Below are 12,972 nucleotides of genomic sequence, written 5' to 3'. Positions count from 1 at the left end.
TTGATATAGACAACCATACAAGCTATACCTAGACCTAAATCGCCGAGGTGACAAGCGTGTGACATTTCGGGGGCGCATAAGATAAAGGGCTAGAATGGCTGGGCAGGTTCAGAGACAGACGGGCGTGGCGCTGTGGCGGCAGATCGCCGACCGGATACGCCAGGCGATCAGCGCCGGCGCTTACGACGAGACGGGCATGGTGCCGCCGGAGATGACATTGGCCACACAGTTCGGCGTCAACCGCCACACGGTGCGCAGCGCTCTGGCGGCCCTGGCGCAGGAAGGCATCGTGCGCGCCGTGCAGGGTCGCGGCACGCTGATCGAACGCAAGGAGCGGCTGAATTTTCCGATCAGCAAGCGCACGCGCTTCAACAGCGGCATCGGCGAGCAGGCGCGCGAGACGCGCGGGCTGCTGCTTGGGCACGGGGAGGAAGCCGCCAGCGACGAGGTGGCGCGCTGGCTGAAGCTTGCGCCGGGTACAAACGTGATCCGGCTGGAGACGGTGCGCAAGGCGGATGGACGACCGGTCTCGAGCGCGACCTCGTGGTTTCCGGCGACGCGCTTCGCGGGCATGCCGGACGCCTACGAGAAGACGGAATCGATCACCCACGCCTTCGCCAAACTCGGCCTATCCGACTATGTGCGCGCCACCACCGAAATCACCGCCGCCCACGCCGAACCCGCCGACCTCATGGCGCTGGAACTAACGCCGGGCGCGATCGTGCTCATCACCAAGGCGATGAACACCGACCTCGACGATGTGCCGGTGCAGTATTCGGTGACTCGGTTTGCGGCGGATCGGGTGCAGTTCACGATCGAGAATTGAGGGCTATCCTAGGCCTTCCGTGTCTTGATCGTCGGGGGCACCGTCAGACATGCGTTATCGAAGCCTTGCAGCGTCGCCTTGTCGATGCCGCCGACCTTGAACAGCGCCTGCGCGGAAGAATGGATAGCCTCGAAGGCATCTGATTTGAATTTAGGCGGGGTCGTCATGGTCTATCTCCCTGCTCGACCTTGAACGTAACACCCAGTCCTACTGCTCTCAAGCAGGCGTGCTTGGTGGTATTTTGGCGCCCTCACCTCGCCTCCCACGGAAAGTGCCCTGCTCCATTGCCGGCGTCGAAGTCGGTGGAGACGCTGAGGTCGCGCCAGGCGGCGTGTTCGGCGGCTCTTTGCGCGTCGTTCTGCTCGATGGCGCGGATGGCGTCGCTGCCGAGCGGCAGGCGCAGCGGCGGGTTGTCGAGGCTGGCGAGGTGAATGATGGCAGCGGCGGCTTTTGCCGGGTCGCCGGGCTGCCTGCCGTCGTAGTCGCGCTGGTAGCGGGCCATCTTGCCGACGGTTTCGTCGTATTCGGGGCGACCTTCGCGCAGCGTGGTGGACGTTCCGGCGAAATCGGTGCGGAAGCCGCCGGGCTCGACGATGGTGACCTTTACGCCGAGCGGGCCGACTTCGCGGCTCAAGACTTCGGAGAAACCCTCGACGCCCCATTTGGCCGCCGCATAGGGCGCGCGGCCGGCCGGACCGATGCGACCGCCGACGGAAGAGACCTGAACGATATGGCCGGCGCCCTGTTCGCGCATGACAGGCAATGCGGCCTTGGTGACGATGATGGTACCGAAGAGATTGGTTTCGATCTGGGCACGAAAATTGGCCATATCGGTATCCTCGATCGATCCAACGTCGCCATAGCCGGCATTGTTGACGAGGACGTCGAGACGGCCGAAGCGCTCGACCGCGCCCTTGACCGCTTGCCCGGCCGATTGCTCGTCGGTCACATCGAGCGCGACGGCCAGCACCTGATCGCCGTAGCGCTGCTTGAGATCGTCGAGCTGCGCGGGGTTGCGCGCCGTCGCGACCAGCTTGTGGCCCGCCATCAGCACCGCCTCCGCCAGCCCCCTGCCGAGGCCGCGCGAACTGCCGGTGATAAACCAAACCTGTGACATCGTCGTCTCCTTGTGTCGTTCAAGACGCGATATAAGCCTGACAGTATCTTCTTGAAAGAAGGTACCAGATGGATCTATACCTACCTCATGGTAACCAATATCAAAAACGGCACCTTCGACTTCTGCGAGACGCTGACGGATGACGAGGACGCGCTCGCTCGCGCGATGCTGGAGCGCGCCAGCGCCAAGTGGCCGCTGAGGGTCATGCACATTCTGGCGGAGGCCAAGGGGCCGCTGCGGTTTTCACGGGTTCTGGAAAGGGTGGAAGGCATCAGCCAGAAGGTTTTGACGCAGACGCTGCGGACGCTGGAGGCCGACGGACTGGTGACGCGCACGCTCTATCCGCAGGTGCCGCCCCGCGTGGAATACGAACTGACGCCGCTGGGAGGGGAGCTTCTGGTGGAGGTAGTGGGGCTCTGGCAATGGATCGCCAACCGGCTGCCGGACTTCGAGGCGGCGCGGAAGGCGAAGGGTCAGACGGAAAACGGACCCAAAAACTAAGGAACTTTCCGGTCTATCAGGAGAGGCGCCGCGCATCGGAAAAGACGCGCGGCGCTACGATGCTTAGTGGGCGCCGGACATGTCGCCCAGCACTTCCTTGGAAGCGACGGTGCTATCGGCGTTGAGCTTGTAGACCATGGGAACGCCGGTCGCGAGGTTGACGCCGAGGATCTGTTCCTTGGTGAGCTTGTCCAAGACCATGACCAGCGAGCGCAGCGAGTTGCCGTGGGCTGCGACAAGCACCTTTTCGCCACGCAGCACGCGAGGCAGGATTTCCGTCAGGTAATAGGGCCAGACGCGGGCGCCGGTGTCGCGCAGGCTTTCGCCACCCGGAGGGGGAACGTCGTAGGAGCGGCGCCAGATGTGGACCTGCTCCTCGCCCCACTTGGCGCGGGCGTCGTCCTTGTTGAGGCCGGAGAGATCGCCATAGTCGCGCTCGTTCAGCGCCTGGTCCTTGATCGTCTCGAGGCCGGTCTGGCCGACGTTTTCAAGGATGATCTTCAGCGTGTCCTGGGCGCGCTTCAGGTCCGAGGTGAAGGCGATGTCGAACTTGATGCCGTAGTCGGCGAGCGCCTTGCCGCCGGTGTTGGCTTCCTGAACGCCGAGCTCCGTGAGCTCCGGGTTCTTCCAGCCGGTGAAAAGGTTCTTCAGGTTCCAGTCGCTCTGGCCGTGGCGAACGAGGACGAGGGTACCGCTCATTATAAATTCCTCCTGATGAGATCAGTGTTGGGAGAGCCCGAGAACATCGAGCATGGAATAGAGACCCGGCTTCTTGTCGCGCGCCCAAAGTGCTGCCTTGACGGCGCCGCGCGCGAAGATGGAGCGATCGCCGGCGCTGTGGGCCATGGAAACGCGCTCGCCCTCGCCGGCGAAGATGACGGAATGTTCGCCGATGACGGAGCCGCCGCGCAGCGTGGCGAAGCCGATCGTGCCCTGTTCCCGCGGGCCGGTGTGGCCGTCGCGGACGCGCACGGAATGCGCTGCGAGATCGATGCCTCGACCCTTGGCGGCGGCTTCACCTAGAAGCAGCGCGGTGCCCGAGGGGGCGTCGACCTTGCGCTTGTGGTGCATTTCGAGAACTTCGATGTCCCAATCGGCGGGGTCGAGCGCGCGCGCCGCCTGTTCGACCAGCACGCTCAGGAGATTGACGCCGAGGCCCATATTGCCAGACTTGACGATGCGGGCGTGGCGACTGGCGGCCGAGATCTTCTGTTCGTCCTCGACCGAGCAGCCTGTCGTGCCGATGATGTGGACGATGCGGGCCTGGGCGGCGAGTGCTGCGAATTCATTGGTGGTATCAGGCGTGGTGAAATCGAGCACGCCATCGGCATGCAGGAAGGCTGCCAAGGGATCGTCGCCAATGATGACGCCGTTCTGGCCGAGGCCCGATACCTCGCCGGCGTCCTTGCCGATGAAAGGAGAACCCGGGCGGCCGACGGCGGCGTGCAGTGTGACGCCATCGATCTCATCGACCATGCGGATGAGCGCCTGTCCCATGCGACCCGCTGCACCAACCACTACCAGCTTCATCGCAGCATCGCTCATCTCAGGCGTCCATCATTCACGTATCAATAGGCATCAGAGGCGGCCGGCCTCTGCAGATTGTTGAGGCGAGCGTAGAGTCCGTCGGGACGCTTCGCAAGTGTCTCGTGGTTGCCCTCCTCGATCACCCTACCCTGCTGCATGACGACGATCTTGTCGGCGCGGACCACAGTGGAGAGACGGTGGGCGATGACGATGACGGTGCGACCGACCATGGCCTCGTCGAGCGCCTTCTGCACGGCGGCTTCCGATTCGGTGTCCAGCGCCGACGTTGCTTCGTCGAGAAGCAGGATCGGGGCGTTGCGGACGAGAGCGCGAGCAATCGACAGGCGCTGGCGCTGCCCCCCGGAAAGCGTCACGCCGTTTTCGCCGACGGGCGTTTCGTAGCCTTGCGGCTGGGCGAGGATGAAATCATGCGCATAAGCCAGCCGCGCGGCTTCCTCGCATTCGGCATCCGTCGCCTCTGGGCGGCCGTAGCGGATGTTGTCGCGGATCGAACCCTCGAACAGATAGGGCTGTTGCGACACATAGGCCAGCTGCTCGCGCAGCGACTGCTTGGTCACATGCGCGATGTCCTGGCCATCGATGAGGATATCGCCGGATTTCGGATCGAAGAAGCGCGGCACGAGCGTGATGATCGTCGACTTGCCGGCGCCCGACGGGCCGACCAGCGCGGTGGTCTTGCCGCCTTCGGCCACGAAGCTGACGCCGTTCAGCACATTGTCGTCGCCATAGGCGAAGGTGACGTCGCGGAACTCGATATGCGCCTTTGTGACGACGAGGGACTTGGCATCCGGCAGATCGCGCTGGTGCGGCTGCATGTCGAGCAGTTCGTACAGCATGCGCGCGTTGACCACGGCGCGCTCCATCTGCACCTGCAGGCGGGCCAGGCGGCGGGCGGGGTCGTAGGCAAGCAGCAGCGCTGTCACGAAGGAGAAGAAGGCGCCCGGAGGAACGTTGTTATAGATCGAGCGATAGGCGGCATAGGCGAGTACGCTCGCCACCGCGAAGCCGGCGAAGCTCTCCGTCAGCGGCGCGGTGCGCTCCGACAGGCGGGCAATGCGGTTGGCACGACTTTCGGCGGTGCCGATCAGCTTGTTGACCTTACGCTCAAGCTCGGCCTCCATCGTGAAGGCCTTGACAATGGCGATGCCCTGGATGGTCTCCTGCATGGCGCCGACGACATGGGTATTGACGTGAACAGCTTCCTTGGTGGCCGTGCGCAGGCGCTTGGACACGTAGCGCAACGCATAAAGCAGCGGCGGAGCGGTTATGAAGACCGCGAGGCTGAGCAGCGGATCCTGGATCACCATGACGCCGAGCAGCGAGATGAAGGTCAGCATGTCGCGAACCGTCGAAGTGACGGTGAGGTTCATCACATCGCGGATACCGCCGATGTTCTGGTTTACCTGGGCGACGATACGGGCGGAACGCGCCTGGTTGTAGAAGCCGAGGGAGAGCTTCATCAGGTGCGAATAGGTGCGCTGCTGATAGCGCGCAACGATGTTGTTGCCGATCTTCGAGAGGATGACCGCCTGCCCGTAGCTCGCGAAACCGCGCATGACGAAAGCGATGAAGATCGACAGGCAGATGATCGCGACGAGATCGGCGCGACGGTTCGCGAAGGCCTCGTTGATGATCGACTTCATGATCCAGGCCGTGAAGGCCGTCGACAGCGCGACGATCACAAGACAGCTGATCGCGCCGGCATAGCCCCAGACATGATCACGGCCATTCTCAGCGATGATGCGCTTGAGAATGCTGGTGATGCTGTCGCTGTTGACAGGCTTCTGCTGGGCTTCGGATGGACGCAAATTCAGGCTCTCGTATCGGTCACACCCGTCGTCATGACAGTGTGCGCTCGCGCGGCTCTATAAAGAGTTGGGGCCGGCTTGGCTAGGGTCGGGCTAGCGACCCCAGCGACGGCCATCGGTGGAAACGCCGAAGCTGTCGGGACGGCGGGCGTAGGACGACAGACCTGAAAGTGCTGCCAGCGGGTGCGTGACGACATAGGTCGGGATGGTCGAAAGAAGCGCGGAATGCGGCGCCTTGTCCTCGAAGGCGGCGCGGAATTCCGGCTTGCGCAGCGCGCCCAGAATCTTCTGGCTGATGCCGCCGGAGAGGAAGACGCCGCCGCGCGCCATGAAGATCATCGCCATATCGCCGGCGACACGACCAAGATAGGTCGAAAACAGCGAAATGGTCTCGACGGCAACCGGATCGCTCTCAGCAAGCGCATGCGAGGTGATGTCCGCCGGGTCGCTGTATTTGGGCACGATGCCATCGGCCGCACAGACGGCGCGATAGAGGTTGACGATGCCGCGGCCAGACAGAATCTGCTCAGCGGAGACGCGGCCCTCAATGGTTTCGACATGCGGGAAGATCTCGAGATCGCGCTTGCTGCGCGGTCCGAGATCGACGTGGCCGCCCTCGCCGGGGACCGGGATCCACGCACCGCGCGCATGAACCAGACCGCCAACGCCGAGGCCGGTACCGGGTCCGAGCACGACACGGGACGCAACCATGTCCTCGTGCGCAGCCGGATCGCCGAGACGTTCGCGGTGCTCGGCGGCAAGATCGGAGATGGCCAGCGCCTGGGCTTCAAAATCGTTGACGACCAGGACATCTTCGATGCCGAGGTTCTCGATCATCGACTTCGGGCGCACGACCCAGTCGCAGTTGGTCAGCGGAATTTCGTCGTCATTGATCGGGCCGGCGACGGCCAGAATCGCCGAGCGCGGTTTGATCGCGCTTTTCTCCAGGATCGTGGCGCGGATGGCGTCGTCGATGGTTTCGAAATCGGCGGTGCGCACGTTCGGGAAATTGACCTGTTCGGCCGTCGCGTTTTCGATGATCGCGAAACGGGCATTGGTGCCGCCGATATCGCCGATCAGGATCGGGAAAGGCATGGAGGCGTCGCTGGTATCGAGCTGATGCATGGCATGTTCCGTTATGTGCGCCGGCGTGGCGTTCAAGCGTGAAGGTCCGCGATCAGCCTGTCGGCCGTCGCCTCGTTGAGCGCCATTGGGATATCATAGACGATGGCAAGACGCATCAGCGCCTTGACGTCGACATCATGAGGCATGGGGGTCAGGGGATCGACGAAGAAGATCAAAGCATCGGCCTCGCCGGTGGCGATCAGAGCGCCGATCTGCTGGTCGCCGCCAAGCGGGCCACTCTTCAGGCGCGTGACATCGAGGCTGGGAGCTGCTTCCAGTACGCGACCGCCGGTGGTGCCGGTCGCGACGATCCGCCAGTTGGCGGCGAGAATCGCCTCGTTGCGCCGGGCGAACGCCGCCATGTCGTCCTTCTTCTGGTCATGCGCGATGAGCGCTAGGCACTTGCGGCCGGCCATCAGAAGCTCCTCCTCAAAAAAACCAGGCAAAATTCAATCGATTTGACCGCTTCTATACGAAGCGATCCGGCTTTGAAAGGGCAGGATCATGCGGTTCACTGAAAGCCCGGCTTGTCGTCCGGAACCGGCCCCACCGGCGGCAATTCCTCGTCCGACGCCGCGGGCTCGGCGGCCGGCGCAACACCAAGCGCCTCGGCGGCGGAGCCGCCGCCATAGGTCGCCGCACGCACGGACGAGACCGACGGCGCATCGAGGACCGCCTGGCAGGCTTTGGGCAAATCCGACACCATGACCTCGCGCGGCTTGACCGGCTTGGCATCCGGCTTCGGCGGCTTGGGCTTGGCCCAGGGGGCGGGGCTGAACCACCAGGCGAGCGACTTGTCGCAGCCGTCACCCGATGCGACAGGTGCCTGCGGCTTGCAGCCGGCGGCACCCGGCGGGCACTTGATGCGGATGTGGAAATGGGAATCGTGACCGTATTCGGGGCGAAGCTTGCCGAGATTGGTGCGATCGCCGGTCCAGGTGTCGCACATCTTCTTCTTGATCGCCGGATTGACGAAGATGCGCTCGACCTGCGGGTAGCTCGCGGCGCGCATCAGCAGGCGCGCGTGAGCGGGCGTCCAGACGTTCGGGTTGATCGTCAGGAACGCGTTCTTCTGCAGCATCGTGGTGAAGGGCAGCGTTTCCCGCTGTTCTGCCGTCATGCGGTAGGCCGGCATCGGCGTCAGCCAGATATCGGCGTCGAGGCCGATCTGGTGCGAGGCGTGGCCGTTGAACATCGGGCCGCCGCGCGGCTGGGCGATATCGCCGACCAGCAGGCCGGGCCAGCCATCATATCTGGCGGCGTCGCGCGACAGCTGCTCGATAACGGACAACATCGCCGGATTGCCCCAGCGACGATTGCGCGACAGGCGCATGGCCTGCCAATTCGGACCATCCGTCGGAAGCGCCTCGGCACCGGCCATGCAGCCTTTGGCGTAGAAGCCGAAGGGTTGCGGACCACCCTGAGTGGGCAGCTGAACGCCGCCGAAGATCGCCTTGGCGCTGCCGGGGCTCGGCTGTTTCTGCTGGGCGACGACATCGCCGGCGACGAGGCTGGCGCCGATGGCGGCGGCCAGCGCCAATTTACCGATTGAAGAAAGCGCCTGCGCGATGCGGAAAGCCATGCCGTGTCCTGAACTGCTGCCGACGACCGATGTCGATGGGTCGAGTGATTTGCACCTAGATTTATCGTGAAAAGCGATTTTGGTGAATCGATGATTTCAATGTCCCAGCGGTCACAATCACGCGAGCCGGATAAAAAAGGTGACGTCACCTGTTTTTCGCCAGCATTTCGCCTATCCTCGCAAAAAGCGAAACAATTGGGGCTGGCGAATGGCGCGTGCGTGGTCGAGACTTGGTTTGGTGTTTTCTCTGTTGGGCGCAGCCGCCCTGCCCCTGCAGGCCGCGGCCCAGGAGCCGACCTTCCGGATCGGCAGCTCGGTCATCAGCGAGCTCAAATACAAGCCGGGCTTCAAGCACTTCGACTATGTGAACCCGGATGCGCCGAAGGGTGGCAATCTCAAGCTTTCGGCATCCGGCACCTACGATACGTTCAACCCGCTGCTTTCCAAAGGCGAGGCCGCAGTCGGCCTGACGCTGCCGTTCGAGACGCTGATGAAATCGGCGGACGACGAACTGCTCGCCTCATACGGGCTGCTGGCGGAGGGGCTTTCCTATCCCGACGACGTATCGAGCGCGACCTTCCGGCTGCGCGCCGAGGCAAAGTGGGCGGATGGCAAGCCGGTGACGCCCGAAGACGTGATCTTCAGCTTCGACAAGGTGAAGGAACTGAACCCGCTCGCCTCCAACTACTACAAGCATGTGGTGAAGGCCGAGAAATCGGGCGAGCGCGACGTGACCTTCACCTTCGACGAGAAGAACAACAAGGAGCTGCCCAACATCCTGGGGCAGCTGGTCGTGGTGCCGAAGCACTGGTGGGAGGGCACAGGCCCGGACGGCAAGCCGCGCGATATCGCTAAGACGACGCTGGAACCTGTCATGGGATCCGGGCCCTACAAGATCGCCGCTTTCTCGGCAGGGTCCACGATCCGCTACGAGTTGCGCGACGACTACTGGGGCAAGGACCTCAACGTGAATGTCGGGCAGAACAATTTCGGCTCGATCACCTACACCTATTACGGCGACCGCGATGTTGAGTTCGAGGCCTTCCGCGCCGGCAACAGCGATTACTGGCAGGAGACGCAAGCGGCGCGATGGGCGACCGGCTATGATTTTCCCGCCGTCAAGGAAGGGCGCGTAAAGAAGGAGGACGTGGCGAATGCGCTGCGCGCCACCGGTATCATGCAGGCGCTGGTGCCGAATACCCGCCGCGACATCTTCAAGGACGAGAAGGTGCGCGACGCGCTGAACTACGGCTTCGATTTCGAGGAACTGAACCGCACCGTCGCCTTCAACAGCTACAAGCGTATCGACAGCTATTTCTGGAACACCGAGCTCGCCTCCTCCGGTCTGCCTGAAGGACGCGAACTGGAGATTCTGAACGGCCTCAAGGACAAGCTTTCGCCTTCGGTCTTCACCACCGCCTATTCGAACCCCGTCGGCGGCGACCCGCAGAAAAGCCGCGACAACCTGCGCACCGCGATCAAGCTGCTCAAGGAAGCAGGCTGGGAGATCAAAGGCAACCGCATGGTCAACACCAAGACCGGCAAGCCGATGAGCTTCGAGATCCTGCTTTCGAGCCCGATGCTGGAGCGCTGGGCGGTGCCCTACACCAACAACCTCAAGAAGATCGGCATCGATGCGCGGGTGCGCACCGTGGATGCCTCTCAATATACCAACCGGGTGCGCAGCTTCGACTACGACATGATCTGGAACGTGTGGGCACAGACGATGAACCCTGGCAACGAGCAGGCGGATTACTGGGGTTCGGGCTCCGCCAACCAGCAGGGCTCGCGCAACTATGCCGGCGTTTCCGACCCTGCCGTCGACTCGTTGATCCGCATGGTGATCTTCGCGCCTGATCGCGACGAGCAGGTGGCGGCGATCAAGGCGCTCGACCGAGTGCTGATGGCGGGGCACTATGTAATCCCGCTGTTTTATCGCGGCACGCAGTCCATCGCCTACTGGAATACGATTACCCGACCGGCCGATTACCCGACCTATGCGACCGGCTTCCCCGACGTCTGGTGGTCGTCTTCCGCCAAGAAATGAGCGGACTTGCATTGGCCTGACGGCTGGGCTCCAAATGGGCCAGCCGAATCACTTCGGACCATGATCAGCGCCGGTATTGACCGGCAGAGGAAGGCTTGACGATTGAACGGCGTTAGACTGGACAGCCTACGACAGAACTCCCCGGAGGCCGCTCGCTGATGGGAGCCTATATCCTTCGCCGCCTGCTTCTGATGATCCCGACCATTATCGGCATCATGGCCATCTCGTTTACCGTCATCCAGTTCGCGCCGGGCGGGCCTGTCGAACAGGTGATCGCGCAGCTGACCGGCGACGCGCAGGGCGCGGACGCCCGCCTCTCGGGCGGCGGCGGCGACCTGATGGGATCTGGCATGGATGAAGGCGGCTCGAAGTATCGCGGCGCTCAGGGGCTCGATCCGGAGCTGATCAAGAAGCTCGAGAAGCAGTTCGGCTTCGACAAGCCGCCGCTGACACGCTTCGGCGAGATGATGTGGAACTATATCCGCTTCGATTTCGGCGAGAGCTTCTTCCGCAACACGTCCGTTCTCGACCTGATCAAGGACAAGCTGCCGGTCTCGGCCTCGCTTGGCATCTGGATCATGATCTTCTCCTACGGCATCTCCATTCCGCTCGGCATCCGCAAGGCGGTGAAGGACGGCTCGACCTTCGACGTCTGGACCTCGGGCGTGATCATCATCGGCTATGCCGTTCCGAGCTTCCTGTTCGGTATCCTGCTGATCGTGCTCTTCGCCGGCGGGTCCTTCTACGACTGGTTCCCGCTCCGCGGGCTCGTCTCCGACAACTTCGACCAGCTTTCATGGTGGCAGAAGCCGCTCGACTATTTCTGGCATCTGGCGCTGCCGCTAATCTCGCTGTCGCTGGCGGCGTTTGCGACGACGACGCTGCTGACGAAGAACTCCTTCATCGAGGAGATCAAGAAGCAGTATGTGGTGACCGCGCGCGCCAAGGGGCTGAACGAGCGCAAGGTGCTCTACGGCCATGTGTTCCGCAACGCCATGCTGATCATCATCGCCGGCTTTCCCGGCGCATTCATCTCGGCCTTCTTCACCGGATCGCTGCTGATCGAGAACATCTTCTCGCTCGACGGGCTGGGGCGGCTAGGCTACCTCTCGGTGGTCAACCGCGACTATCCGATCGTGTTCGCGACACTGTACATCTTCTCGCTGCTCGGCCTGTTCGTCAGCCTGATCTCCGACCTGATCTACACCTGGATCGATCCGCGCATCGACTTCGAGCGGAGGGACGTGTGATGGACACCGCCGCCAAGCCCGCCACCGCCACTCCCGTCAAGCCGCCGCGCAAGGGGCTCTTGTCGCCGACCAACATCCGCCGCTGGAAGAACTTCAAGGCCAACCGGCGCGGCTACTGGTCGCTCTGGCTGTTCCTTCTGCTGTTCGGGCTCAGCCTCTGCGCCGAGTTCATCGCCAACGACCGGCCGATCATCGCCTCCTACAAGGGCGAGATTCTCTTTCCGGTTCTCGTCAACTATCCGGAGGAGAAGTTCGGCGGCTTCCTGGCCGAAACCGACTACCGCTCCGACGTGATCTCGGACGAGATCAAGGCCAATGGCTGGATGATCTGGCCGCCGATCCGCTATTCCTACCGCTCGGTCAATTCCAACATCCCGCATTCGGCGCCGACCGCGCCCTTCTGGATGATGAGCGAGCAGGAGCGCTGCTCGGGCTACCCGCAAGGGGTGAATGATCCCAACTGCACCTGGAACAACCTCAACTGGCTGGGCACCGACGACCAGGCGCGCGACGTGCTTGCCCGCGTGATCTACGGTTTCCGCATCTCGGTGCTGTTCGGGCTGGTGCTGACAATATGCTCGGCCGTCGTCGGCGTGACGGCGGGGGCGATCCAGGGCTATTTCGGCGGCTGGACCGATCTTCTGCTGCAGCGTTTCATCGAGATCTGGTCGTCGATGCCGGTGCTCTACATTCTGCTCATCATCGCCGCGATCCTACCGCCGGGCTTCTTCGTGTTGCTCGGGATCATGCTGTTGTTCTCATGGGTCGGCTTCGTCGGCGTGGTGCGCGCGGAGTTTCTCAGGGCGCGCAATTTCGAGTATGTGCGCGCTGCGCGCGCGCTCGGCGTCGGCAACCGGACGATCATGTGGCGGCATCTTCTGCCGAACGCAATGGTCGCGACGCTCACCTTCCTGCCCTTCATCCTCTCCGGCTCGATCACGACCCTGACCTCGCTCGACTTCCTCGGCTTCGGCATGCCGCCCGGCTCACCCTCGCTCGGCGAGATGATCGCCCAGGGCAAGGCCAACCTGCAGGCGCCATGGCTGGGACTGACCGCCTTCTTCGCGATGTCGATCATGCTGTCGCTGTTGATCTTCATCGGCGAGGCGGTGCGCGATGCGTTCGATCCGAGAAAGACCTTCGGATGAGGGCGGCCTCGTCATGGCAG

General features: G+C 63.1%; 13 protein-coding genes. 5 read left to right on the top strand and 8 right to left on the bottom strand.

Going from position 1 to position 12,972, the window contains the following annotated elements; all coding sequences use genetic code 11:
* Positions 1–94 precede the first annotated feature (94 nt).
* Positions 95–826, top strand: a complete 732-nt coding sequence (gene phnF / locus QTL95_RS13685) for a phosphonate metabolism transcriptional regulator PhnF (RefSeq protein ID WP_289720512.1) — start codon at positions 95–97, stop codon at positions 824–826.
* Positions 827–834: 8 nt separating this feature from the next.
* Here the strand turns inward: phnF and QTL95_RS13680 are convergent, their stop codons facing one another.
* Both QTL95_RS13680 and QTL95_RS13675 read right to left on the bottom strand, forming a co-directional pair.
* On the bottom strand, positions 835–993 hold the full coding sequence (locus tag QTL95_RS13680; protein ID WP_289720511.1) for a hypothetical protein: 159 nt from the start codon (positions 991–993) through the stop codon (positions 835–837).
* 83 nt (positions 994–1,076) lie between these two features.
* Positions 1,077–1,943: an oxidoreductase gene (locus QTL95_RS13675; RefSeq protein WP_289720510.1), complete on the bottom strand. Its 867-nt coding sequence runs from the start codon at positions 1,941–1,943 to the stop codon at positions 1,077–1,079.
* Between the two features lie 87 nt (positions 1,944–2,030).
* Between QTL95_RS13675 and QTL95_RS13670 the strand changes: the two genes are divergently transcribed.
* A complete protein-coding gene (locus QTL95_RS13670) occupies positions 2,031–2,444 on the top strand; it encodes a winged helix-turn-helix transcriptional regulator (protein ID WP_289720509.1) in 414 nt (137 codons plus the stop codon).
* Between the two features lie 63 nt (positions 2,445–2,507).
* Here the strand turns inward: QTL95_RS13670 and QTL95_RS13665 are convergent, their stop codons facing one another.
* The 6 genes from QTL95_RS13665 to mepA all read right to left on the bottom strand — a co-directional run bounded on the left by QTL95_RS13665 (position 2,508) and on the right by mepA (position 8,507).
* Positions 2,508–3,143, bottom strand: a complete 636-nt coding sequence (locus QTL95_RS13665; protein WP_289720508.1) for a 2,3-bisphosphoglycerate-dependent phosphoglycerate mutase — start codon at positions 3,141–3,143, stop codon at positions 2,508–2,510.
* Between the two features lie 21 nt (positions 3,144–3,164).
* Entirely contained in the window at positions 3,165–3,989 is an 825-nt protein-coding gene (dapB, locus tag QTL95_RS13660) for a 4-hydroxy-tetrahydrodipicolinate reductase (RefSeq protein WP_289720507.1), read from the bottom strand.
* A gap of 23 nt (positions 3,990–4,012) precedes the next feature.
* Complete coding sequence (locus QTL95_RS13655; protein ID WP_289720506.1) at positions 4,013–5,800, bottom strand: ABC transporter ATP-binding protein; 1,788 nt, start codon at positions 5,798–5,800, stop codon at positions 4,013–4,015.
* Positions 5,801–5,893: 93 nt separating this feature from the next.
* Positions 5,894–6,925 (bottom strand): glucokinase, encoded by a 1,032-nt coding sequence (locus QTL95_RS13650; RefSeq protein WP_289720505.1) that lies wholly within the window; start codon positions 6,923–6,925, stop codon positions 5,894–5,896.
* A 32-nt stretch (positions 6,926–6,957) separates the two neighbouring features.
* A complete protein-coding gene (locus QTL95_RS13645; RefSeq protein ID WP_289720504.1) occupies positions 6,958–7,341 on the bottom strand; it encodes a methylglyoxal synthase in 384 nt (127 codons plus the stop codon).
* Positions 7,342–7,436: 95 nt separating this feature from the next.
* Entirely contained in the window at positions 7,437–8,507 is a 1,071-nt protein-coding gene (gene mepA / locus QTL95_RS13640) for a penicillin-insensitive murein endopeptidase (protein WP_289720503.1), read from the bottom strand.
* A gap of 208 nt (positions 8,508–8,715) precedes the next feature.
* Between mepA and QTL95_RS13635 the strand changes: the two genes are divergently transcribed.
* The 3 genes from QTL95_RS13635 to QTL95_RS13625 all read left to right on the top strand — a co-directional run bounded on the left by QTL95_RS13635 (position 8,716) and on the right by QTL95_RS13625 (position 12,952).
* Complete coding sequence (locus tag QTL95_RS13635) at positions 8,716–10,554, top strand: extracellular solute-binding protein (RefSeq protein ID WP_289720502.1); 1,839 nt, start codon at positions 8,716–8,718, stop codon at positions 10,552–10,554.
* 158 nt (positions 10,555–10,712) lie between these two features.
* A complete protein-coding gene (locus tag QTL95_RS13630; protein WP_018899212.1) occupies positions 10,713–11,804 on the top strand; it encodes a microcin C ABC transporter permease YejB in 1,092 nt (363 codons plus the stop codon).
* Complete coding sequence (locus tag QTL95_RS13625) at positions 11,804–12,952, top strand: ABC transporter permease (protein ID WP_289720609.1); 1,149 nt, start codon at positions 11,804–11,806, stop codon at positions 12,950–12,952. The genes QTL95_RS13630 and QTL95_RS13625 overlap by 1 nt, the downstream gene beginning before the upstream one ends.
* Positions 12,953–12,972 lie beyond the last annotated feature (20 nt).

It is taken from the genome of Rhizobium sp. S152 (assembly GCF_030380735.1).
Classification (GTDB): Bacteria; Pseudomonadota; Alphaproteobacteria; order Rhizobiales; family Rhizobiaceae; genus Rhizobium.
The sequence above is the reverse complement of the archived record's forward strand: the minus strand, read 5'-3'. Positions and strand labels throughout refer to the sequence as shown.